This window comes from Chthoniobacterales bacterium (genome assembly GCA_018883245.1).
Taxonomy (GTDB): domain Bacteria; phylum Verrucomicrobiota; class Verrucomicrobiia; order Chthoniobacterales; family JACTMZ01; genus JACTMZ01.
The window spans coordinates 16,487-40,433 of sequence record VEQL01000007.1 but is presented as its reverse complement, the minus strand read 5'-3'; the positions used below and the strand labels follow the sequence as shown (position 1 = coordinate 40,433).

20 protein-coding genes are annotated in these 23,947 nt (G+C 63.6%); 10 read left to right on the top strand and 10 right to left on the bottom strand.

Translation table 11 applies throughout. The annotated features are described in order from the left end of the window. Positions 1-4: 4 nt before the first annotated feature. From FGM15_04080 to pstS, 4 genes are read right to left on the bottom strand one after another with little or no spacing between them, the layout of a single operon-like run. On the bottom strand, positions 5-796 hold the full coding sequence (locus FGM15_04080) for a phosphate ABC transporter ATP-binding protein (GenBank protein ID MBU3665042.1): 792 nt from the start codon (positions 794-796) through the stop codon (positions 5-7). Positions 797-816: 20 nt separating this feature from the next. Next, positions 817-1,707, bottom strand: a complete 891-nt coding sequence (gene pstA / locus FGM15_04075; protein MBU3665041.1) for a phosphate ABC transporter permease PstA — start codon at positions 1,705-1,707, stop codon at positions 817-819. Positions 1,708-1,713: 6 nt separating this feature from the next. Beyond that, entirely contained in the window at positions 1,714-2,664 is a 951-nt protein-coding gene (pstC, locus tag FGM15_04070; GenBank protein MBU3665040.1) for a phosphate ABC transporter permease subunit PstC, read from the bottom strand. A 16-nt stretch (positions 2,665-2,680) separates the two neighbouring features. Then, positions 2,681-3,679, bottom strand: a complete 999-nt coding sequence (gene pstS / locus FGM15_04065) for a phosphate ABC transporter substrate-binding protein PstS (protein MBU3665039.1) — start codon at positions 3,677-3,679, stop codon at positions 2,681-2,683. On the opposite strand from pstS, the gene FGM15_04060 reads away from it, so the two are divergent. After that, positions 3,630-4,703: a DMT family transporter gene (locus tag FGM15_04060; GenBank protein ID MBU3665038.1), complete on the top strand. Its 1,074-nt coding sequence runs from the start codon at positions 3,630-3,632 to the stop codon at positions 4,701-4,703. The two genes, pstS and FGM15_04060, sit on opposite strands and share 50 nt — an antisense overlap. On the opposite strand, the gene FGM15_04055 is transcribed toward FGM15_04060, so the two are convergent. The 5 genes from FGM15_04055 to FGM15_04035 form a co-directional block, all read right to left on the bottom strand. Next, a complete protein-coding gene (locus tag FGM15_04055; protein MBU3665037.1) occupies positions 4,684-5,607 on the bottom strand; it encodes a hypothetical protein in 924 nt (307 codons plus the stop codon). The genes FGM15_04060 and FGM15_04055 overlap by 20 nt on opposite strands. Beyond that, positions 5,604-6,755 carry a DUF362 domain-containing protein gene (locus FGM15_04050; GenBank protein MBU3665036.1) on the bottom strand — a complete coding sequence of 384 codons (1,152 nt, stop codon included), beginning with the start codon at positions 6,753-6,755 and terminating at the stop codon, positions 5,604-5,606. The genes FGM15_04055 and FGM15_04050 overlap by 4 nt, the downstream gene beginning before the upstream one ends. 1,120 nt (positions 6,756-7,875) lie before the next feature. After that, positions 7,876-8,898 (bottom strand): HD domain-containing protein, encoded by a 1,023-nt coding sequence (locus FGM15_04045; GenBank protein ID MBU3665035.1) that lies wholly within the window; start codon positions 8,896-8,898, stop codon positions 7,876-7,878. A gap of 57 nt (positions 8,899-8,955) precedes the next feature. After that, positions 8,956-10,392 (bottom strand): peptidase S8, encoded by a 1,437-nt coding sequence (locus FGM15_04040; protein MBU3665034.1) that lies wholly within the window; start codon positions 10,390-10,392, stop codon positions 8,956-8,958. Between the two features lie 95 nt (positions 10,393-10,487). Continuing rightward, positions 10,488-11,432, bottom strand: a complete 945-nt coding sequence (locus FGM15_04035; GenBank protein ID MBU3665033.1) for a J domain-containing protein — start codon at positions 11,430-11,432, stop codon at positions 10,488-10,490. A 100-nt stretch (positions 11,433-11,532) separates the two neighbouring features. On the opposite strand from FGM15_04035, the gene serS reads away from it, so the two are divergent. From serS to pdxA, 9 genes are all read left to right on the top strand, one after another. Next, entirely contained in the window at positions 11,533-12,807 is a 1,275-nt protein-coding gene (serS, locus tag FGM15_04030) for a serine--tRNA ligase (GenBank protein ID MBU3665032.1), read from the top strand. 4 nt (positions 12,808-12,811) lie between these two features. Next, positions 12,812-13,801, top strand: coding sequence for a tRNA lysidine(34) synthetase TilS (tilS, locus tag FGM15_04025; GenBank protein ID MBU3665031.1), 990 nt, complete (start codon positions 12,812-12,814; stop codon positions 13,799-13,801). A 105-nt stretch (positions 13,802-13,906) separates the two neighbouring features. Continuing rightward, positions 13,907-15,175: an adenylosuccinate synthase gene (locus FGM15_04020; GenBank protein ID MBU3665030.1), complete on the top strand. Its 1,269-nt coding sequence runs from the start codon at positions 13,907-13,909 to the stop codon at positions 15,173-15,175. 53 nt (positions 15,176-15,228) lie between these two features. Beyond that, on the top strand, positions 15,229-15,897 hold the full coding sequence (gene uppS / locus FGM15_04015) for a di-trans,poly-cis-decaprenylcistransferase (protein MBU3665029.1): 669 nt from the start codon (positions 15,229-15,231) through the stop codon (positions 15,895-15,897). A gap of 5 nt (positions 15,898-15,902) precedes the next feature. Continuing rightward, positions 15,903-17,330 carry a sigma-54-dependent Fis family transcriptional regulator gene (locus FGM15_04010; GenBank protein ID MBU3665028.1) on the top strand — a complete coding sequence of 476 codons (1,428 nt, stop codon included), beginning with the start codon at positions 15,903-15,905 and terminating at the stop codon, positions 17,328-17,330. Then, positions 17,327-18,121 carry a hypothetical protein gene (locus FGM15_04005; GenBank protein ID MBU3665027.1) on the top strand — a complete coding sequence of 265 codons (795 nt, stop codon included), beginning with the start codon at positions 17,327-17,329 and terminating at the stop codon, positions 18,119-18,121. Before FGM15_04010 ends, FGM15_04005 begins: the two co-directional genes overlap by 4 nt. Then, positions 18,118-21,261, top strand: a complete 3,144-nt coding sequence (mfd, locus tag FGM15_04000) for a transcription-repair coupling factor (GenBank protein MBU3665026.1) — start codon at positions 18,118-18,120, stop codon at positions 21,259-21,261. The genes FGM15_04005 and mfd overlap by 4 nt, the downstream gene beginning before the upstream one ends. Further along, positions 21,258-22,247, top strand: coding sequence for a peptidylprolyl isomerase (locus FGM15_03995; protein ID MBU3665025.1), 990 nt, complete (start codon positions 21,258-21,260; stop codon positions 22,245-22,247). Before mfd ends, FGM15_03995 begins: the two co-directional genes overlap by 4 nt. Before the next feature lie 2 nt (positions 22,248-22,249). Next, a complete protein-coding gene (pdxA, locus tag FGM15_03990) occupies positions 22,250-23,107 on the top strand; it encodes a 4-hydroxythreonine-4-phosphate dehydrogenase PdxA (protein ID MBU3665024.1) in 858 nt (285 codons plus the stop codon). 31 nt (positions 23,108-23,138) lie between these two features. Here pdxA and FGM15_03985 read toward each other — a convergent pair whose 3' ends face one another. Continuing rightward, entirely contained in the window at positions 23,139-23,876 is a 738-nt protein-coding gene (locus tag FGM15_03985; protein MBU3665023.1) for a phosphoadenylyl-sulfate reductase, read from the bottom strand. Positions 23,877-23,947: the final 71 nt, after the last annotated feature.

Here is a 23,947-nt window from a genome sequence, read left to right as displayed (position 1 = left end):
CCCGTCAGCCGAACCGGCCGGTGATGTAGTCTTCCGTCCGCTTTTCCCGCGGATTGGTGAAAATTTTCGAAGTGGCGTCGAACTCGATCAGCTTGCCGAGGTAGAAAAACGCGGTGTAGTCCGAGCATCGCGTGGCCTGCTGCATATTGTGGGTCACGATCACGATGGTGTATTCGGATTTCAACTCGTTGATCAGCTCTTCGATGCGCGAAGTGGCGATGGGGTCCAGGGCCGAGCACGGCTCGTCCATGAGGAGCACTTTCGGGCGGTTGGCGATGGCGCGCGCGATACAAAGCCGCTGCATCTGGCCTCCGGACAAACCGAGCGCGCTTTCATGCAGGCGGTCTTTGACCTCGTCCCAAAGCGCCGCACCGCGAAGGCTGCGCTCGACCGCCTCGTCCAAATCCTGCCGCCGGCGCACCCCGGCGATGCGCAGACCGTAGACGATGTTCTCGTAGATGGACTTGGCAAAGGGATTGGATTTCTGGAAAACCATGCCGACAAGGCGGCGGAGCGCGATCACTTCGACGGACGGGTCGAAGATGCTGCGGCCGGCAAGCGTGATATCACCCTCGTGACGCACGCCGTCGATCAGCTCGTTCATCCGGTTGAAGTTGCGCAGCAGCGTGGTCTTGCCGCATCCGGACGGCCCGATAAAGGCGGTCACCTGGCGCTCGGGAATATCGATGTTGACGTTCTCCAGAGCCTGCTTACGGCCGTAGTAGAAGTTGAAGTCCCGCACGGAGATGACAGTGCGCGGCGCGTTGGCGTGATCGGATCGGACTTCGGAATTCATGATCGGCGGGGCACGGGTCCTCAGTGCTTTTTGGCAAAGACGAGCTGGGCGGTGACGTTGACCGCGGTGACAAGACAAACCAGCACGAGCGAGGCAGTCCAAGCCATTTTCACCTGATATTCGAAAGGCATGGTGGAAAAATTGTAAATAAGCACCGACAAGGATGCCGTGGGTTCCATGAGCGAGGACATCCAAAATTGGCTGAAGAGCGCGGTGAAAATGAGCGGGGCTGTCTCGCCCGCAGCGCGCGCCACGGCAAGCATGACGCCGGTGAGGATGGCCGGCAGCGCGTCGGGCAGGACAACGCGGAAGATGGTCTGGAAGCGCGTCGCGCCGAGGCCGTAGGAGGCCTCGCGGTAGGCTTTCTGCACGCCGAGCAACGCCTGCTCCGATGTGAGCAGAATCGTCGGCAACATGAGCACGGCCAAGGCCACGCCTCCGGCGAGGGCGGAGAATTCCCCGGTGACCGTGACCACGGCCGCGAAAGCGAAGACGCCGCAAATGATCGAGGGAATTCCGGTGAGCAACTTCGCCACGAAACGCACCGCTCCGGCCAACCGCCCGTTCGGGCTGTATTCGCAAATGAAAATGGCCGCGAGGACCGCGGGCAGGACGGACATTGCGAGTCCGAGGCCTACCATGATGCAGGTGCCGACCACGGCGTTGCCGAAGCCGCCGCCCGTCATTCCGGCCGCCGGAGGCAGCGACGTGAAGACCGAAGGCGAGAGAAGCGGCAGACCGTTTTTGACGACCAGATAGAGGATGGAACCCAGCGGGATCATCGCGGCGAAAGACAAGACGATGCAGAGGGCGGTGAGCAGCCGGTTGACGAGCGAACGGCCCATCATCTTACCAGACTCGAGCGAACCGTCCTCGAAGAAGTCCGTGGTGTGCGTCAGCGGCTTATCCATGCGTCCTCAGCGGATTCCCGCCGTTCTCCTTTCCGTGTAACGCAGCACGAGCTCGCCGCCGAAGTTGACCAGCAAAGTGAGCGCGACGAGCAGGAGCGCGGCATACATGAGCGCGGACACCTGCATACCCTCGGCCTCGCCGAATTGGTTGGCCAGAAGGCTGGCCAATGTTCCGGAAGGCGCGAAGAGCGAAGCCGAAAGCCGCGGACTGTTGCCGATCAGCATGGCGACGGCCATGGTCTCGCCCATCGCGCGCCCGAGCGCGAGAATCGTCGCCGCCACCACGCCGGGTGCGGCGGTCGGGAGTATGACACCGAGGATGGTTTCCCAACGCGTCGCTCCGAGGGCATAGGCTCCCTCGCGCAGGACGCGCGGAACGGCGACGAGCGCCGCGCGGGAGATGGCGGTGATGGTAGGCAGCACCATGAGCGCAAGGACGATGCCGGCCGTCAGCAGGGAATTGCCGTAGGCGGGGCCGGCAAAAAGCGGGAATCCGCCGGATCGCTCCGACACCCATGTGCCGAGGCTTTGCACGATGGGAATGACGACAAAAATTCCCCAGAGGCCGTAAACGACGCTCGGGATCGCCGCGAGAAGTTCGACGACAAAGCGGATGCACTGCCGCACGGGGCGCGGGAGAAAGTCCTCGCTCAGGAAAATCGCGATGGCCAGACCCGGCGGGAAAGCCAGCAGCAGCGCGATGAGCGCGGTCGCCCCGGTGCCGACAAGGAACGGCAGGACGCCGTAGCGGTCGCGGTTGGGCTGCCAACTCGCGCCGGAAAGGAAACCGAGACCGAGTTTGTCCAACGCCGGCGCGGCCTGCTGGAAAATTTCCCAGAAAATCCACAAAAGCACGCCGACAACCGCGAGCGACGCAGCGCGGCAGAGCCATTGGAAAAAATCCGGCCAGCGGCGCGCCACCGCGTCGTGCATTCCCTCGATGCCCGCCATGCTCATGCTGGATACGGCCTCACTACTCGACCGAGGAAAGAGCCTTGTTGGCGCGCGACACCACGGCCTCGGGCAACGGGATGTAGCCGAGTTGCACGGAAAGCGATTGGCCCTCGGTGAGACCGTAGCTGACGAAATCTTTCAAAGCCTTGGCCTTGGCAGGGTCATCGTATTTTTTCGCCAGCAGGATCCAGGTGAATGTGGTGATCGGGTAGGCGTCGGGCGTGGTGGGATCGACCGGCCAGATGCGGAGATTCTCGGGCAGTTCGACCGACGCGAGGGCGGCAGCCCCGCTCTCCGGCGTGGGAACGATGAAATTGCCCGCTTTGTTTTCGATCGAGGCGACCGTCAATCCGTTCTGCTCCGCGTAGCCGTATTCGACGTAGCCGATCGTTCCCGGCGCCTGTTTGACCAGCGCGGTGACACCTTCGTTGCCCTTGCCGCCGATGCCCGCGGGAAAGGCCACGGATTTGTCGAATCCGATCTGCTCGTCGAACTCGGGGCTGATGGCCGACAGGTGCTGGGTGAAAACATATGTGGTCCCGCTGCCGTCCGAGCGGTAGGCCACATTCACAGGCCTGTCGGGCAGCGCCATCCCGGGGTTTGCGCCGACGATGGCGGGATCATTCCATTTCGTGATCTTGCCGAGGAAAATGCCGGCCAGCGCCGCACGGCTGAGCTTGAGATTCGTAATGCCGGGCAAATTGTAAGCCAGGACGATGCTGCCTGCCGTCGCGGGCACAAGCACGGCACCACGGGGCGCATCGGCGATTTCCTCGTCGGTCATGGCCGCATCGCTGGCTCCGAAATCCACAACACCCTGGAGGAAATTTTTCACGCCCGCGCCGCTGCCGACGGACTGGTAGTTCACTTGGATGGACGGGACCTGTTTGTTGTATTCGACGGCCCAGCGCTGGTAGAGGGGCGCGGGGAAGGTGGCTCCGGCACCGGAGAGTTGCTGGCCGTTGACCATGGAGACGCCGACAGCGAAGACCACAGCGGGGAGGATAAGTTTTTTCATAAGGGCGTGGAGCAAGAGTAGGATTTTGTCCGGACAGCCTGCCCAGGGAAAGCCCCGACACGAGGGCGATTGTGACAAAAATGTCACACGGGCTGCGGACTGGCGGGGCGGCGCGGAGATGCTACGATCGCGGAAGTCGTTGAGCATCAATCTTCCGCTTCTTCTGCCTTTGGCCAGTGCCGTGCTTTACGCGGCGGGGGCTATCCTGATCAAACTCGGCATTTCTCGAGGTGCCAACGCTTGGGCCGTCACATTTTTCAGCAATTTGTCGATGGGCCTGCTCTTTCTGCCGCTCGTATTTTTCGGAAGGGAGAGCTGGAACTTTGCCCCGGTAGCATGGGCCTTGGCCGCGAGTGTCTTATTCTTCACGGGCCAGATCGCCACTTTCCGCTCGCTTGCGGCGGGTGACGTGTCCATCGCCACGCCGGCTCTGGCCAGCAAAGTCGTTTTCGTGGCCCTCATCTTACTCGCAGTGCCGGAAAACAGGCCCGATCCGGATCTCTGGCTGGCAGTCGTCCTGACCATGGGCGGCGTCATCCTTCTGCACCGCGGACCGCGGCACACCCGCTCGCATCCGCTGGCGACCCTCGCCTGGGCGCTGCTGGCCGCGTTTTGCTTTGCGGCAACGGACGTGATTATCCAAGTCGCCGCACCGCGGACCGGTTTCACGCTTTTCATGCCCGTGATGTTCGGCACGGTGGCCGCACTTTCGTTTCCTTTGCTTTTGCCCCATGTGTCCCGCGGCGGAGCGCAGGCGGGCAAAAACGCTTGGTTTTGGGGAACAGCGGGTATCGTTCTTCTGGCCGTGCAACTTGCGGGTGTCGCGCTGACTATCGGCATCTTCGGCAATGCCACGGGAGTGAACGTGGTTTACAGCTCCCGCGGACTGTGGAGCCTGATCCTTGTCGCCTTGCTTGCGCGCAGACTGGGTGTGACAGAAAGCGCTCTCGACAAAATGACGCTTTGCTCGCGCGTGGCGGGAAGCGTGCTCATTCTTGCCGCGGTCATTCTTGTTGTGCTGTGACATCCGCGCCGGCCGCACGCGCAACCAGACCGCGCACCCGTCCCGGGGAAAACCACACGGGCAAAGCGCGCAAGAGCCATTGCCTCACTTCGCGGCGCGGAACTTTGCGCGGCGCCAGCGTGTCATCGCCGCGGTCCCCCAGCAAGGCAAGCGTCCGGAGCCCCAGCAAGGCAGGCAACAAGAGAGCGTAGCGCAAACGGCCGGAACGCAGGGCAGCGCAGTAGTCACCCCCCGCCGCCAATCCGGTGCGCGCTGTCTCCATCGCACGCGGCACATCACGGTTTTCCAAATAAACACGGCCGAGGGCGGCATCCATGCGACGGTCGCGCAAGATATTGACCAGTTGCAGCGCCTCGCCGTAGGACCGCGCGCGATCACGCATCGAAGGGAGCGGATCGGCGGAAAAATCGCGCTGGTGCGCCGCGCAGAGATCAGTGAGGAATTCGCCGGCGCTACCCGCCACCAGGTAGGTGTAGCGCGACAATTCTTCGCCGGCGAGGGGCGGTGAATCCGGGAAGAAACGTTCGACATCGAAAATCTGGCCTTCGAGGATGCAGCCGATCACCGTCCGAACGCGGTGAAGCGCGCCATTCTCCAGCGATTGCATGCGTCGCCAAAGCTCCGGCATACGCGCGAGCAGGCGGCTTGCCGCATCGTCACGAACGGAACGGGACCACTCCTCTGCGTCGTAGCCCTCGATCCCAGTCCTACCAAGCGAAGCAAGGAACGACCTCAGTGCACCGGCGCGCTGTGCCGAGTCCGCATCCGCCTGATCGGCGATGGTGTCGGTTCCTCGCGCCAGCAAATAAGCGAGCGAGGCCTCCGATCGCGCGCTCTGCGGCAGCAGACCGAGGGTCAGCGCGAACGAACGGGCGGTGCGGCGGAGGAGTTCTTTCTCGTTCATGGCTGCGGCGGCGGACCCTGCACCGGCACCACGCGGATGCGCGCGCGGTCGGTCACGCCGAGACCGATGGTGGCGGCCGACTCGAGCCACGTCAGCTTCGGTGCCAGGAGGGGCAAGCCCGCGCCTTTGCGGAATCCGTCGATCAGATCGAGCGCGACCGTGTCCAGGGCCACGGGGTCGCGCGACACATAAATCGCGCCGTAGTTTTCGACGTATTGCGGTTCGGGGAAAGGACCGCCCGCATATTGCGGACGCAAAGCGTCGAGGATGGTGAGCACAACTTTGCCGCCGATGCGCGGGTCGGAATAAAGCTCGGCAAGATAAGGATCGCCGTAGTGCGGAGGACGCGCCAAGCGCCGCCAATTGTCGAGGTTGTCGAGCACCATGCCGGAAAAAGCGCCGTTGAGACCGGAGGAAAGATGGTCGGTCAGCGCGGGAACATGCACCACTTTGTCCACCCCGCGCGTCAGGACGACCGAAAGGTGGCTCTTGCCGGACGTCTGCTCCTCGGCGGCTTGGGCCGGACTGAAGTCCCGATCACCGTCGATAAGACGTCCCATCACCGCGGCGGTGACCACGTCGTCATCCGAATAGCCGCCGGCGCGATCGGTCGAGGTGACGAGAAAACGACGGGATAACGCACCGTAACCGGTGCGGCTCATGTCGCTCCATTTGCGGTCCCAAATGACGATACGTTGCGGCGCCACGCCCGCGGACACCAGACCCTCGGCCACCGCCGACACCACGGCAGCGTGCGTGGAGGACACCGGCGCACCGGAGGCCGAGATTTTTATGCCGACACGATCGGTCGGGCGCACGAGCGAGCGCCACGCGGAGGAGATGTCCTGTTTCCCCGTGGCGGCCATCACCGCGCTGTCGACCATCCGCGCCACCGCACCCGACCGCACCTTTCCGCTTTCGATAACGGCCGCGCTGCGCGCGACATAAACGTCCGCCGCGCGGCCGGTGGCAGCGACCAACAGCAACGCCAAAACTGGAAATGCTTTCACCATGCAACCACAGCCATCGCACCCTGCGAGAGAACCCCGGCTTCCTCGGCGGTGATCCAACGCTCCTCGTAGCCCGGACCATAGGAATCGGAAAGCGCGATCTCGCCGGTCCCGCGGTTGTAGCCGGTAATGAGGCATACGTGGCCCTCGGCCGCCTCCTTGGCGAGCGCGCGTGCATCACGGCGGGGTTGCTTCAACGAATCGGACCAATTTTTCCAATCGACCGTCTGGCTCCGCGCGCGCATGCGCGCGTTGATTCGTTCGTTGACCGTCTCCGATGTGCGCAAAGCCCACATCACCGGGACGCCGGCATCGATCCATTTGGCCACGACGGAGGGCTCGGGGCCACCGGAGATGTTGATGATACGCCGCGCATGGCGACGGATGGTGTCACCAACGGCAAACAGGACATCCTCAAGGAGAGTTCCGCCACCGGGTCGCGTGTTGGCCGCCATGGCTAGCAAATACATGTCGGCCGGGATTCCAAGATGGCGCAGCATGCGTTCCATCGTCGCGGGGACGCAAAATCCCTTCGGCCCTTGATCCACCATGGGAATGCCGACGATGACCACGTCGCCGTTTTCCCGCCGCTGCACGCGCGAGGACATTTTTTCGCGCAAATCGCGGGAAGAGGTGCGTCCGGCGGGATTCGCATCATCGAGATCGCGGGGCGGCACAATACGCAGTGCGACATATTCGTCGCGCACGGAGACCAGCAGGAGTGCATGGCCGTTCCAGTCGCGACGGCGCGAACGCTCCTGCATCTGGCCGGGGCTTCCCGTCCTCTCGCGCGCGGCAGGACCGGCCAGCGCCTCGAGCGCTTCGTCGAGCGCCCGGTCGTCTTCCGCGATCGCCTTGCGGTAGTCGCGCAAAATCTGTTCGGGGCGCGGCGCGCGGCGGCCGGGTGCCGAAGGAGCAAACTGCCCGACGGAGTCGCCTTTGTTGGCGAAAACAATGCCCACGGCCGCGACTTTTCCACCTTGCGCCGAAAGGCTGATCGCGTAGGGGCGGCGTCCGAGCACCCGCATTTCTTCCCGTGGATAAAGACGGTAGTTTGCATCGTCGGGCGTTTCCGACTCCGGGCGCAGTCCCAGCCTCTGCGCCACGACACTCGCATCCTCTTCCCAGATCGTGCCGTTTGACGGGAAAATCGGCAGACCGAGCGCTGCGTTCATTTGTTCCGCACCGGCGGATCCCGAGGCCCGCGTCGAACATGCGGCCAAGCCGCAGAGCACGGCCGCGGCGGCGCGGAGGAATTTCATTCCGCGGGCGCCGGGGCGAGCGGGGCCACCAGCCGCACATTGAGCGGCTTGACCTTGTCATAAATCCGCTCGGCCACCGTTCCGCCTCCCTCGTAGCCGCGCGCCAGCATCTCGAGCTTGGCGTCGAGATTGTCGATGTAATGCAACGCGATCGCCTCCGGCGTTTTGGGCTGCACCGGCGAGCCGAACTCCAATTCCCCGTGGTGAGCCGCAACGAGATGGAGCAGGTGCAACCTCGCGTCTTCGTTGTCAGGCGCGAGATCTTTCCAATCCTCGAGGGGCAACGCCTTCCAAAGGGTGTTGACCAGCTCGATGCCGATGTTGATGTGGCCGAGCAACTCGCCCCGCTCGTCGAAGGGCATGGTGAAACTTCCCTCCTCCACGCAATTTTCCCAGAGCTTGCCGCAGTCGTGGAAAAGCACCCCGGAAACGAGGAGGTCGCGGTGGAGCGCCGGGTTCACCGCGCACACCGCATCCGCGTAGCGCATCATCTGCGCGACATGTTCGACGAGTCCCCCGCGCCGGGCATGATGAAAGAAGCGCGCAGCGGCCGTCCGGCGGAAACGCGGACCGAATTTTTCCAGAAACAGCAGGCCGAGAGCCTTGAGCCGCGGGTCGCGGATCGAGGAAACCGACGACTCGATGAATTTGTAATCCTCTTCCTGTCTCGAGCGCAGGTCTGCCGGGCCGGCGAGGAATTCCTCTTTGGCGTCCCCGGTTAACGGTGCGAAACTCCAACGCTTGGCCTCGAGGCCGAACTGCGGGTGGACGGTGAATTCACCCTCGAGTTTGAGGCACGCGCCGGCGGCCAGTTCCTGTGCCGGAGCGTATTGCCCGTTGTCCGACCAAACACGCAACGCGAAGCGGTCGCGGGCGTCCACCAGTTGGATATCAAGGAAAGGCTTGCCGTCCTTCGACGCCTTCTCGGTCACCGTTTCGACCAGCACCGGGAGAACCGCACGCGTGCGGCCGGCGCGGGCGGCGGCGCGCAGCGAAGCGATGTCGGTCAGATCGGGCACGGACAAAGAAATTGCCGCGCCCGGGCATGCGGGGCAAGCGCAGGAATCAGGGTGCCGTCAGCGGTAAACGCTGACGACGGACGAACTGGCCGAATTTCCGGCAGCGTCGTAAGCCTTGGACTGGAGTTGATAAGTGCCCCTGACCAACTTCGACGTGCTCCACTTGTAGGTGAAGCTGCCGGTCGTGGATGACGCGACAAGACGGCCGTTGATATAGAGTTCGGCCTTGGTCACCCCGATGTTGTCGCTCGAGGAAACAGTCACGTTGACCGAGCGCAGGCCCGCGATGGAGCTGCCGTTGGCGGGACTGGTCACCGCGGTGACGGGGGCCGCTGTGTCGAGCACGGGGACCGCGGCAGCGACAACCTTGCTGGCATTGAGCCGACCCGTTCCATAGTAGATGTCCTTGCCCAGCGCACCCAGATCATCGGTGTTGGACGTCAGGAGCGCGGAGAGCTGCGCGTTGGAGAGGGCGGGATTACGGGAAAGAGCCAGCGCGGCCACGCCGGCCGTGAGCGGGCTGGAGAAAGACGTGCCGGAAATAGTCACGTATCCGCCGTTGACCCAAGAGGTGGTGATATTTTCGCCCGGCGCACAAAGATCGACGAAGCTTCCGTAGCTGGAAAAGGAAGCGAGCGTGTCGGACGCGGTTGTCGCCGAGACGGCAACGACATTGGTGTAGGCTGCCGGATAGACCGTGGTGCTGCTCGCGTTGTTGCCGGCGGCGGCGACGAGGAGGGAGCCCTTGTTCCATGCGTAAGAAACCGCGTTTTGCAACGTGGAAGAGGACGACGTGCCCCCGAGGCTGAGGTTGATGATCTTGGCGCCCATGTCGGCCGAGTAGGCGATGCCGTTGGCGATCGCGGAATAGGATCCGCTGCCGGAGGAGTTCATCACTTTGACGGGGAGGATAGCAACGTCCCATGCGGCCCCGGCGACGCCGATGCCATCGTTGCCTTTAGCCGCGGCGACTCCCGCGACTGCCGTGCCGTGACCGTTGTCGTCTGCGGGATCCGCGTCGCTATTGACGAAGTCGTAGCCGGGAAGAACGCGTCCGGCCAGATCGGGATGCGTCGCCTGCACGCCCGAATCGACGACCGCAACAGTCACGCCGGCCGATCCGGTGGTGAAGTCCCATGCGGCGGGCGCAACCACTTTGGGAAGATGCCACTGATAAGCAGCGTAATAAGGATCGTTCGGAGTGAGAATGATGTTCGCGATGTAGTCGGGCTCGGCGAACTCGAAATTCGGGTTCTTGGACAGCGCTTCAATGACACGCGACTCGGATTGCGCCGGCACCCGCAAAATGCGCACACCGATCTGCGGCACGCGGCCGATTTCACTCGCGCCGGCAGCTTTTATCGAGGCCTGCACCGCGGCGTCCGAGGCACCCGCCAGGGGCTTGACGAGAACTCGGCCCGGAACGAAGTCGGCGGAGAAAGAGGATCCAGCAAAAAGGAGTGAGATTATGAGGGCAAAGGTTCCAGTTCTCATGGGACAAATAAAGCTATTGAGGAACGGTCTTGAGGCAAGACAAAACGCAGCTCCAAATGGCTTAAACCGTTGTCGATGAATGGCTTGCCGAAATATCAAGACGCCGCCTTCGCCACCGCTTCCCAAGCTTGGCGCTGGGCGTCACTGAGAGTTGTCGGCAACTGCACATCGATCACAGCGTAAAAATCGCCGCGCGTTCCGCCTCGCTGAGGCATGCCCCGTCCGGGCAGGCGGAATTTGCGGCCGTTTTGGGTGAGCGCCGGGATCTTCAGTTTCGCGCGACCGTCGAGCGTGGGAATCGTGATCTCGCCGCCGAGCACGGCTTGGGTCACGGGCAACTCGATTTCGTGGATGACGTCGGCACCCTCGACGGTGAATTCCGGATGCCTCTCGAAGCGAACGCGCAAATAAAGATCGCCCGCTTCGCCGCCGCCGCTCCCCTCGCCGCCGATGCCCGCCAGACGGATACGCTGTCCCTCGCGCACGCCCTTGGGGATTTTCACCGTGTAGGTCTCGACTTTTCCGGAGCGGCCGCGCGTGAAGGAAATCTGCCTTGTCGATCCGTGGAGAGCCTCCTCGAGGGTGACCATGATGTCCGCCTCGGCGTCCTGTCCGCGCAGCGGCATATCCTCGCCGTAAAACGCGCTGCCGCGACGACCGCCGCGGGCGGCGCGCCCGAAAAACGCCTCGAAGAAATCGCTGAAGCCCGTGCCGCCGAACTGGAATTCCTCCTCGCCGCCGCCGTAGCCGCCCATTCCTCCGGGGAAGCCGCCCGGAAAACCGCCGCCCGGGGGCGGACGGAACCCCGCGCCGGCCTGCTGCCAGTTGGGCCCGAGTTCGTCGTATTTTTTACGCTTCTCCGGATCGCTGAGAACCTCGTAAGCCTCGTTGATTTCCTTGAACTTCTCCTCGGCGGCCTTTTTGTCCTTCGCCAAGTCCGGATGGTGCTGGCGGGCGAGCTTGCGGAACGCCTTTTTGATCTCGTCGGCCGATGCCGTCTTGGCCACGCCGAGCGTCTTGTAGTAGTCGCGAAATTCCACGGGATTAAATTCGACCGGACACTATAAAACCGCCGCGGCGCGACACCAACAGATTCCGCCGCTTGGCGCAGCATGGGAACCGCGCTAGCCTGCGCGCACCATGATCGACATCCGCCAGATCCGTGAAACGCCGGAAACGGTCAAAGCTCTCCTCGCCTTACGCGGCCCGCAATTCGGGGCGATGGTGGATGGCGTTATCGCGGCGGACGTCGAGCGCCGCGCCAACGAGACGCGCTGGCAGCAATTGCAAGCCGACCGCAAAAGGCTGAGCAAGGAGATCGGCGCCCTGCGGGCAAAAAAAGAGGACAGCTCGGCGCTCGAGGAGGAATCGAAGAAGCTCGGCTCCGAAATGGAATCGCTGCAGGCGGCATCCGCCGCGGCCGAGGAAAAGCAACGGGAGTTGTTGCTGTCGATTCCGAATCTGCCCCACGACAACATTCCCCGAGGCGGCGACGCGGCATGCAATCCGGTGTTGCGCACGTGGGGCGAGCCGAAAGCTCCGGCAGGCGCGCAGGACCACGTGGCCATCGGCACACGGCTCGGACTTTTCGACGCGGAACGCGCGGCCAAAATAAGCGGTAGCGCTTTTATCTGCTACACGGGCCAAGGGGCCGGATTGGAACGCGCTTTGATCAACTTCCTGCTCGACTTGCACACGCGCGACCACGGCTACACCGAGATGAGCCCGCCTTTCCTCGTCAACCGCGCGTCAATGACCGGCACCGGACAGCTGCCGAAATTCGAGGCCGACCTTTTCGGCGTGACCGACAGCGAGCTTTTCCTCATTCCGACGGCCGAAGTGCCGGTGACGAATTTCCACCGCGAAGAAATCCTTCCCGCCGAAAAACTTCCGCTCAAATACGCGGCCTACACGCCGTGCTTCCGGCGCGAGGCGGGCTCCACGGGGCGCGATACTCGCGGGCTTATCCGCATGCACCAGTTCGACAAGGTGGAACTCGTGAAGATCTGCAAGCCGGAGGATTCCGCCGCGGAACTGGAGTCGCTCACTGCCGACGCCGAGCGCGTGCTGCAGCTTCTCGGGTTGCCCTACCGCGTCATCGAACTCTGCGGCGGCGACCTGGGTTTCAGCGCACGCCGCACCTACGACATCGAAGTCTGGGCGCCCGGCCACGACGGATGGCTCGAGGTCTCGAGTTGCTCGAACTTCGGCGACTATCAGGCGCGACGCATGGCGCTGCGTTTCAAGGGTGCGGACGGGAAAAACCACTTCTGCCACACCCTCAACGGATCCGGCACGGCCCTCGCGCGCCTTTACGTGGCGCTGCTGGAAAACGGACTGCAACCCGACGGCTCGGTGCATCTGCCTGAAATTCTCCAGCCCTATTTCGGAGCCGCGAAAATCTCCGCGCGCTGATGGCATGAAAAAAAAGGCGGCCGATCTTCTGCCGCGTTTCCTGGAACGCACGGCCGGCCTGCCGCTTGACGCGCCCGCCGTGGTCGGTGTTTCCGGCGGGATGGATTCCGTGGTGCTGCTCGACCTTTTGCGCCGCGCCGGATTCTCCCGGCTCGTCGTCGCGCACTTCCATCACGGCCTGCGCGGCAGGGCCGCGGACGAGGATGCCCGTTTCGTCGAGTCGCTCGCACAAAAAAACGCGATGGCATTTGTCGCCGGACGCGGAAAAACACGCGCCCGCGCCGCGGGCAAACACGAGTCGATCGAGGAGGCCGCGCGGAAATTGCGCCGCGCATTCTTTCGCCGTGCCGCGCGCAAGCACGGTGCGGCGCTGATTTTCCTCGCGCATCACGCGAACGACGCGGCGGAAACCGTGCTTTTCCATCTCGCCCGAGGCAGCGGACTGCGCGGCATGGGCAGCCTGCGCGAATCCTCACCGCTGGAGGGGAGCAGCGCGGAAATTGCGCGACCCCTGCTCGGCTTCACCCGCCGGGAGATCGAGAGCTATGCCAATTCGCACCGCCTCGAATTCCGGCACGACGAGTCGAATTTTTCCCGCTGTCATACCCGCAACCGCATCCGCCACGATGTCCTCCCGGCGCTGGCCGGGGCGGTCGGTTTCGATCCCGTCCCCTGCATGGCAAGGGCCGCGGCGATCCTTGCCGACGAGGATGACTGGTCGGAAATGCAGGTGGCAGAAACCGCGGCGCACAGCCGGCTCGAACTTCGCGGCCTCCGCGCTCTGCACATCGCCCACCAAAGGCGTCTTCTGCGCGCATGGCTCAGGATTCACACCGGTCGGGACACCGATTTCGCCACGATCGAGCGCGCCCGCGCATTGGCCGCGTCCGGCGCCGCACCGGCGAAGATCAACCTGCCCGGCGGACGCCACTTGCGCCGCCGTGCGGGCAGGCTCTTCATCGAAGGTCCTGCTGCCCGGCGCCCTCGGGGCTAGAACCTATCTCCGGCGGGTTCTTTCTTGCCCGCACGGCCCGCTTGGGGGAAAAACAACGCGCTTCCGACGCGCACTTTGCGAATCAACCGCGGCCGGGCATCTATCATGGCCAATACTATTCTTGTGGGCGCCCAGTGGGGTGACGAAGGGAAAGGAAAAATCATCGACTATCTCACCGACGATGCCGACATCGTCGTGCGGAGCCAGGGCGGCAACAACGCCGGCCACACCATCGTCCACGGCGACCGGAAATTCGTCCTGCACCTGATCCCCAGCGGGATCCTGCGCCGCGGGAAAGTCTGCGTCATCGGCAACGGCGTGGTGGTCGATCCCCTCGCTCTCGTCACCGAGATCAAGGGACTGCGCGCCCGCGGGATCAAAGTCGGAAAGAACCTTCTCCTCAGCGACTGCGCGCATCTCGTCATGCCTTGGCACCGGGCGATCGACGAAGCCCGCGAACTGCTCAAGGGCAAAAACAAGATCGGAACGACCAAACGCGGCATCGGCCCGGCCTACGGCGACAAGGCTGCCCGCACCGGCCTGCGTGTCGGCGATCTGCTCGACGCAAAAACATTCACCGAAAAATTCAAACTCCGCCTGCGCGAGAACAACGCCGTTCTCCGGTCGCTCGGCGCCAAGCCGGTTGCACTCCAGCCCGCGCTTCGCCACTACCTCGCGGCGGCGAAAATCCTGCGCCCGCACATCGCCAATACCGTGGTTTATCTGCACGAGGCGATGACGGGCGGGAAACGCATTCTCTTCGAGGGCGCGCAGGGCACTTACCTCGACCTCGATCACGGCACCTACCCGTTCGTGACCAGCTCGAACACCACGGCCGGCGGCGCCTGCACGGGTTCGGGCGTCCCGCCCCACCGCATGGACACCGTCATCGGCGTGATGAAAGCCTACACCACGCGGGTCGGCGAAGGTCCTTTCCCGACGGAGGACAAAACAATCTCCGACCTGCTGCACGCCATGGGACGCGAATTCGGCGCTACCACGGGACGCGCACGGCGCTGCGGTTGGTTCGACGCCGTGGCGACGCGATACGCCTCGATGATCAACGGGATCGATGAACTGGCCATCACCAATCTCGACGGACTCGACGGCGTTCCGGCCATCAGGGTCTGCACCGCTTACAAACTCGACGGGAAAACCATGAAGCACCCGCCGACCGACGCCGCGGCCTGGGCCCGCTGCCGCCCTGTTTACACCAAGTTCCCCGGATGGATGGCCGACACGTCGCGGGCGAGGAAATTTTCGGACCTCCCGCCCGCGGCACGCCGCTACGTCAAAGCTCTCGCAACGCTCACCGGCGCACGGTTGCGGATCGTCAGCGTGGGCGCCGGGCACGACGAAACGATCCGTTTGTGAGCAACCCCGCCGGAGTCACCGCGGAAAAAATTCCGCGTCATATCGCCGTCATCATGGATGGCAACGGACGCTGGGCCCGCGAGCGCGGGCTGCCGCGCATCGAGGGACACCGGCGCGGATCCGAAGCGGTGCGCGCATGCACCGCCGCCTGTCTCGAGGCCGGTGTGCCCTTCCTCACGCTGTATGCTTTCAGCAAAGAAAACTGGCAGCGTCCGCCCGACGAGGTGAAAGCGCTGATGACGCTTCTCGACCGTTTTCTTGCCGAGCGCACGGCCGAGATCATGGAGCGCAACATACGACTCAGGGCCATCGGCCATCTCGACGACCTTCCCGCCAAGGCGAGAAAGAGGCTCGATGATTCCATGGCGCGCTCCGCAGGCAACACCGCGCTCACGCTCACCTTGGCGCTGAGCTACGGATCGCGCACCGAGATCACCGATGCCGCGCGCGCCATCGCGCGGGAGGCGAAGCAGGGCCTCATCGATCCCGACGCGATCACCGAGGAAACGATCTCGTCGCATCTTTACACCGCGGGCCAACCGGACCCCGACCTCCTCGTGCGCACCTCCGGAGAAATGCGCATTTCCAATTTTCTCCTCTGGCAGCTCAGCTACACTGAGATCGTGGTCACCGACAAACTCTGGCCGGACTTCGGCAAAGAAGATCTTTTTGCCGCGATACGCGAATACGCCGGACGCCACCGCCGCTTCGGCGGCGTCTGACCCGCATGCCGATGTCCGCCAAGCAGACCGTCCTGGTTGTCGATCCCGACCCCGACTTCCTCGAGTGGGCGTGCACCCAGCTCGCGACCGACGACGTGCGCGTGGTCACCGCGGATGCGCATGAGCAGGCTTTCAAGATTTTCTGCGCCGAAGACCCGCTTGTCGTCATCACCGAGATGCGGCTCGGGACGCACAGCGGGTTGGAACTGCTCGCGCGCCTGCGCAAGCGCAATCCCAACGTGCTCGTCATTGTCACGGGCGCGCTCGGCACGACGCAGAGCGTGATCGAGTCCATGCGGCTGGGCGCGTTCGACTTCGTGCGCAAGGAACAATTGCCATTCAACCTGAAGATCGTCGTCGATGCCGCGCTGAAGGCCGCGGCCGAAGCGCGGCAGGCAAGGCCTTCCGAGCCGAGCCTCACCGTCGAACAGCACCAAGACAGCATTGTCGGGCAGTCGGCCGCGATGCAGGAAGTTTTCAAGATGGTCGGCCGCATCTCGAACAGCGACGCGGCCGTCATGATCACCGGCGAGAGCGGTTCGGGCAAAGAACTCGTCGCCCGCGCGATCCACCAATACAGCGCGCGCCACGAGCGTCCGTTCCTCGCCATCAACTGCGCCGCCATCCCGGAAAACCTGCTCGAGAGCGAACTCTTCGGCCACGAAAAGGGATCTTTCACCGGCGCGAGCGCGCAACGCATAGGGCGCTTCGAGCAATGCGACGGCGGGACCCTTTTTCTCGACGAGATCGGGGACATGCCGCTCGCCATCCAGAGCAAGCTGCTGCGCGTGCTGCAGGACGGGACCTTCTCGCGCGTGGGAGGCAACCAGACGCTCAAGACCGACGTGCGGATCGTGGCCGCCACGAACAAGAACCTCGAAGCCGAGGTGGCGGACAAAAAATTCCGCGAGGACCTTTTTTACCGGCTCAATGTGGTGCGGCTGCATCTTCCGCCGCTGCGCAACCGCAAGGAGGACATCCGCCTTCTCGCGGAGTATTTTCTCAAGCGCATCGCGTCGCGGACGCTCAAGCCGCAGCTGCAGCTCAGCAGGGAAGCGGTGGAGGTGCTCGAAGCCTACGGGTGGCCCGGCAACGTTCGCGAACTGGAGAATACGGTGCAGCGCGCGGCCGTTCTCGCGACGGGCGATGTCCTGTTGCCGAAGGATCTTCCGCTCGGTCAGCCGGCGGAGTCGGCGGTCAGCGACTCCGCAGCACCGCGTTCGCCCGCAACCATCGACGAGGCGGTGACCGCGCTCTTCGAAGCCGCGACCGCCCGGCCAGGATTGGAATTGTTGCCGTGGCTGGAAAGGGAATTCACCAAGCGAGCCATGGAAGCAACCGGGCAGAACCAAGTGCGCGCGGCAAAATTGCTGGGCATCACGCGCGCCACCTTGCGCAAACGGCTCGAGCACCTGCGCGCCGGAGCAGCGTGAAAACCTCCTGCACGTGGGTGCGCGAAGGCGGTGCGTGGATCGAAGGCGCGCAGCTTCCCGTGACTGACCGCGCCATCCGATACGGCATGGCCGTTTTCGAGACGATTGGTGTGCGCGAAGGCAAAACGCTTTTTCTCGCGGAGCATCTCGCACTGTTGCATGAGAGCGCCCGGACACTTCTGTCCGGGGCCCTCGACGCAAAGCTGCAGGGCGCGCTCGATTTGCCGGCGCTCGAACCCGACGACAACGGCATCCTCAGGCTCTACGTCACCGCAGGCGACGGAAGTCCCGCAGATCCGGTCATCGCATCACGCGTCTTCGCCCTTTTTGAATCGCTCGGCACCGTGACCATGCCCGATGCGCAAACCGCACGACTCCATCCCGAACGCGTCGCGCCGTTCGCCCACGGGCGCAAGACCTCCAACTACTGGATGCAATGTGCCGCGCAAGGCGGAGCTGCGAACGCCGGGTTCGATCATGCCTTGCTGGCCGACCACGAAGGCCGGCTCGTTTCCGCCGCATTCGGCAATGTGTTCTTTGTGCTCGACGGCAAACTCTGCACGCCGTCGCTTTCGCTCGCCGTGCGCCCCGGTGTCATTCGGGGCTGGGTCATGCGCCGGGCGGGAGCGGAGGAGGTCGCCTTTCCCGCCGATCACCTCGTGGAGGCCTCGGAGATTTTCCTCTGCAACAGCCGCCTGGGCGTGATGCCGCTGCATTTCGAGGGGATCGGCCCGGGCGCGGTCGGACGCGCCTTGCGCGAGGAGATTCTCCGCGAAAAATTGGTTCCGTGACAAAAGACCTTCTGTCGGCTGCCGACTCGAGCGCCGCTGCGCGCGCATGGCTTGACGCGATCGGCAGAGACGAGCCGGCGTCGGCCGGCGCGGTGGCTGCGCCGGCACAGCCGTTCCTCGCGGCGTGGCTGGCCGCGAAGACCGGAAGAAAGATCTGCGTGGTTTGCCCGGACGTGAGGAGGCAGGAGGAATTTTTCCACGCTCTCCGATTCTGGGCGCCGGAATCCCTCCTGCTTCCCGATCTCGAGCTTTCCGGGAATACGGGCGCGTCCGACCCGGATCTTGGTGCGGCACGTTTGGCCGCCCTGCGCGAGCTGGATACCGCCCCTCCTCCTGTCGTCGTCGCCACCGCCGACGGCTTGACGCACCCGGCACCCGCGCGTGCGGACCTTGAGGAAGCCGTGTTGGAACTCGGCCGCGGAGATTCGCTCGCGCCAGAGGATCTTGTCGCACGATTCGAAAATGCCGGCTTCAGCCGGGTGCCTTCGGCGGCTCAGCGCGGTCAATATGCGGTGCGCGGCGGCATCATCGACGTCTTTCCGTGGCAGACATCTCTGCCTGTCCGTTTCGAGTTTTTCGGCGACGAAATCGAATCGATCAGGTCCTTCGACCCGGACTCCCAGCGCTCCGTGGAAACCTTGGATCGCTGCGAACTCATCCTCGGTGAAAACAGCGCGCAGCATCAGTCCGTCGCACTCGATCACTTCCGGCCGGAGACGCTTTTCGTCTCCGTGGAGGACGCCTGGCCCCGGGCCGGGGTCCGGATGCACGAGGGTCCGGTTTTGTCGGGCAGCGGGGAGTTCGAGATTCTCGCGTCCGATCATCCCCTCGGCGACTTTGCCGCCGGCGACATCGTCCTTGTCGAAAAACGGCGCAGGGACATGTTTCGCCAGATTGCGCAGTGGCTCGACGAGGGATGGAACCTGCGCATCGTATGCACCAACGAGGGGGAAGCGACGCGTTTGCGCGAATTGGCGGCGTCCGAGCAAGATGCACCGCACGAACTTCCCGTCGTTCTCGGTGCTCTTGCCCGCGGATTTGTCCTGCCGGACGCGCGCCTCGCGATCCTGACCGATGCAGAAATGTTCGGACGCGCGGCGAGCATGGAGGCCCGGCGCGGCGGATGGCAGCGCGCACGCGCCGCGCTGAAACGCCAGGCTCTTCGGTTCGACGATTTCGAACCCGGCGATCTTGTTGTCCATCTCGACTACGGGATCGCACGCTACCGCGGGCTCGGCGTGATACCCGGCCAGGAAGAGGCCGGCGAGGTTCTGACGCTCGAGTTCGCGCGCGGATCGAAGCTTTACGTCCCGCTCGACCAGGGATGGAAAGTTTCAAGGTATGTCGGGATCGGCCGGAAAAATCCGGCGCTCAGCGACCTCGGCGACGAACGATGGAACCGCGCGAGGGCTCGCGCGGAAAAATCCGTCCTCGCCTACGCCGAAAAGCTCCTGCGCGTGCAAGCCGAGCGCGAATCGCACACCGGGACGGCGTTTCCCCCGGACAACGCGTGGCAGTGCGAATTCGAGGAAGCTTTTCCTTTCCAAGAAACCCCCGACCAGGCGCGCGCCATCATCGAAACCAAGCAGGACATGGAATCGGGCAGACCGATGGATCGGCTCATCTGCGGCGATGTGGGCTTCGGCAAAACCGAGGTCGCGATCCGCGCGGCCTTCAAGGCGGTGATGGGCGGAACCCAGGTGGCCTTCCTGGCGCCCACGACCGTGCTCGCGCAGCAGCATTGGCAGACACTGCGCGAACGCATGTCGGATTACCCGGTGAGCATCGACCTCCTGAGCCGCTTCCGCACCGCGAAGCAGCAGAAACAGACGCTCCACGGACTGCGCGACGGCGGCATCGACATCGTCGTCGGCACGCACCGCCTGCTCGGGAAAGACATCGCGTTCAAAAATCTCGGCCTCGTGATCGTGGACGAGGAGCAGCGTTTCGGTGTTTTGCACAAGGAGAGATTGAAGGAAAACTTCCGCCGCGTGGATGTGCTCACGCTTTCCGCCACGCCCATCCCGCGCACGCTCTACCTCTCGCTGCTCGGCGCACGGGACATGAGCACGATCGAGACCCCGCCACCCAACCGCATTCCCGTGGAAACCGTCATCTGCGCCTACGACGAACGCATCATCCGCGACGCCATCCGGCGGGAACTCGCGCGCGGCGGGCAGGTGTATTTCCTCCACAACCGCGTCAAATCGCTCGGCGCCCTCGAAAAACGCCTCAGGGAACTCGTGCCCGCGGCGCGCATCGTCACGGGACACGGACAAATGGATGAGGACGAACTCGAGGAGGTGATGAACACATTTGTCGCCGGACGTGCCGACATCCTGCTCTGCACGACAATCATCGAAAGCGGGCTCGATATCCCCAACGCGAACACCATCATCATCGACCGTGCGGACCGTTTCGGACTCGCCGATCTATACCAGCTTCGCGGTCGCGTCGGCCGCTCGAACCACAAAGCCTACGCTTACCTCGTGCTGCCGCGCGATCTACTGGGAACTGGCGAAGCGCGCAAACGCATCGCCGCCATCCGGCAATACTCGAACCTCGGGGCGGGATTCCGTCTGGCCATGCGCGACCTCGAGATACGCGGAGCCGGCAATATCCTGGGCACGGAGCAAAGCGGCCACATTCTTGCCATCGGCTTCGAATTTTACTGCCGTCTGCTCAAAAAGGCCGTCGCCAGACTGAAAGGCGAAAAACCCCTGGCGAGGCCGGACATCAAAGTTCATTTGGACTTTGTCTCGACCGATCCCGCGACCGCCACATCGGGCCAACTGCCGGCCTGGATTCCCGCGGATTACATTGCCGAGGCCCGTGAACGGGTCGCCGCACACCGCGAATTGGCCGAGGCCGAGAGCCTTCCGGCGTTGGATAATTTGAAAAATCTCTGGCGGGACCGCTACGGACGCCTGCCCTCGCCGGCCCGCAATCTTCTGAAGGTGGCGGCCGTCCATCTCCGGGCCGCGGCCGCGGGCCTCGATCTCGTGGAAACAGAGGGAGATATCCTCCGTCTCCGCCGCGGCGGGGACTTCATCATGATCGGCCACCGTCACCCGCGCCTCGAATCCAGCGATCCCGCCTTGAAATTGCGCCAGATTCTTACACTCTTGCAGCAACTGTGATCCCGCATTCCCGCCTCCTGCCCCTCGCACTCGCCCTGCTTGCCGTGTTTTTGCCCCGCGCCGCGGATGCCCAGTCGCCGCGCGAACGCATGGTCGACGGCATCGCCGCCGTGGTGAATTCCAACGTCATCACCTTCGGCCAGGTCCGCGAAATGATGATGTTCCGCCAGCGCTCCCTCGCGGAAATGTATCAAGGCGAGGAGTTGCAGGAAAAAATGAAGGAGTCGCAGAAGGCCGCGCTCAAGGACCTCATCGACCGCCAGCTCATCATCGATTACTTCAACAAGGAAGGTTTCAAAATCCCCGACCACGTCATCGAGGACCGCATCAACACCATCATCCGCGAGGAGTTCGGCGGCGACCGCACGGCCTTCGTGCGCACACTCAAGGCGCAGGGCTTCAGCCTCGCCCGGTTCCGCACGGTCGAACGCGACAAGATCATAGTCCAAGCCATGCGCCAGCGCGCCGTGCGCTCGGACTTTGTCATATCGCCCGACAAGGTCGAGGCCTACTACCGCAAAAACATCGAGCAGTATTCCACTCCCGAGGAAATCAAGCTCAGCATGATCGTCCTCCGGCCCGACGCCGAGGGAACGGAAAACCCCGTCGATGCCAAGCAGGCCATGGCCGAGGAAATCCGTTCCAAAATTCTCGCCGGGGGCGATTTCGCCGGCATGGCGCAAATGTATTCCGACGACAGCACCGCGGATTTCGGCGGCGACTGGGGATGGGTGGACAAAAAGACGCTTTCGGAGGATCTCAACAAAGTCGCTTTCGCGCTCAACACCGGCGAACTGAGCAAAGTGATCCAGATCGGCGACACGTTCTACATCCTGCGCGTCGATGCGCGGAAACCGGCGGTGACGCGGCCGCTCTCGGAAGTCCGCGAGGAGATCACCAAGAAACTTTTCGAGGAGGAGCGCCTCCGCTTGCAGGACCAGTGGATCGACACGCTCCGCGAAAAAGCCTACGTGAAAATTTACTGAGCGTGTCCGCGCGACCCGTCCTCGGCCTCACCTGCGGCGACCCGGCCGGCATCGGCCCCGAAATTGTCCGCGCCTGCCTCTCCGACCCGGCGCTGCCGCAAACATGCGAATTCCGCGTCGTCGGGTGCGATTCCTCGGACAACTCCGGACACCCGAGCGCAGCTTCGGCGCGCGCCGCATGGGACTCGATGAAAGAAGCGGCGGGTCTCCTTCAATCCGGCGAGATCCAAGGCATCGTGACAGGGCCTGTCTGCAAGCAGTCGCTCCATAAAATCGGCTTCCCGTTCCCGGGGCAGACCGAATTTTTCGCGGCGCGCGCCGGAGCCGACAATTACGCGATGTGTCTGACCGGCGGATCGCTCACCGTCGCCCTTGTCACGATCCATGTTCCGCTGCGCGATGTGGCGCGGCTTCTGCGAACCGAGGAAGTCGTGCGCGTGGGGCAGCTTCTCCAAGATTTTGCGCGCAAGCGCCTCGGGCGCGAACCGCGCATCGCCGTCGCGGGCCTCAATCCCCATGCCGGCGAAGGTGGCGACTTCGGCGAAGAGGATGAAAAAATCATCGCTCCGGCCGTCGGTAAACTCGCGGCCCACGGGAACTTCAGCGGCCCTTGGGCACCCGACACGATCTTCCACCGCGCCGTGCGCGGCGAATTCGACGCGGTGCTCTGCATGTATCACGACCAGGGCCTCATACCTCTCAAGCTGCTGGCCTTCGACACCGGGGTGAACGTGACACTCGGCTTGCCCTTTGTCCGCACCAGTCCCGACCACGGCACGGCTTTTGAAATCGCGGGCACAGGCAAGGCCAGTCACACAAGCATGATGGCCGCGATCAAGCTTGCCGCGGAGTTGCTGTAGCGCGCCGCCAGCTGCTGCCCCTCGAATTTCCTCAGATCATGTATTCGGGCTCGCCGGACTGTTCGTGCAGTCCGCATTCGCGCTTGAGCCCCCCGAATCTCGTGTCCTCCGGCTTCATTCCGTCGGCAAACCTTGTCGTGCTGTGTGTATCGCCGATGCTTACGTAGCCTTCCTCCCATAGCGGGTGGTAAGGCAGGCCATGCTGGTGCAGGTATTCACCGACTTGGCGGTCGGTCCAGTCGATGATGGGATGGACTTTGAGGATGCGATTCTGCCGCTTGAGCACCGGCAAATCCCCGCGCGACGCGGCGTGCTCGCGCCGCACACCGGTGATCCATGCGCGGGCCCCCAGTTCGCGCAACGCGCGGTTCATCGGCTCGACCTTGTTGATCTTCCCGTATTTCTCCAGACCTTCCATCCCCTGCTCCCACAACTTCCCGTAGATCGCCTCCTGGCGCGCCGGCGTCATGGCCGGATTGTAAATCTTGAGATTGAGCGCGAGTTTCTCCGTCAATTCTTCGGCAAAACGGTAGGTTTCGGGAAACAAATAGCCGGTGTCGATGAACGCGACGGGGATCTGCGGATCGATGCGCGTGACGAGATGCAACATCACGGCCGCCTGCGCGCCGAAACTTGTGCTGAGCACCGCATGGCCGCGGAATTCCTCCAGCGTCCAGCGCACGCGCTCGGATGCGGTGCGTTGCTCCAGCTCGCGATTCCAAGACGCGACTTTCGTATCGTCGATCTCCTGCAAAAAAGGACTGGCCATAAAAAGAGCCCTGCCGAATAAGTCCCCGGCGCCCCCGCGGCAAGAAGCAAATCATCCGCTTTTCATCGACC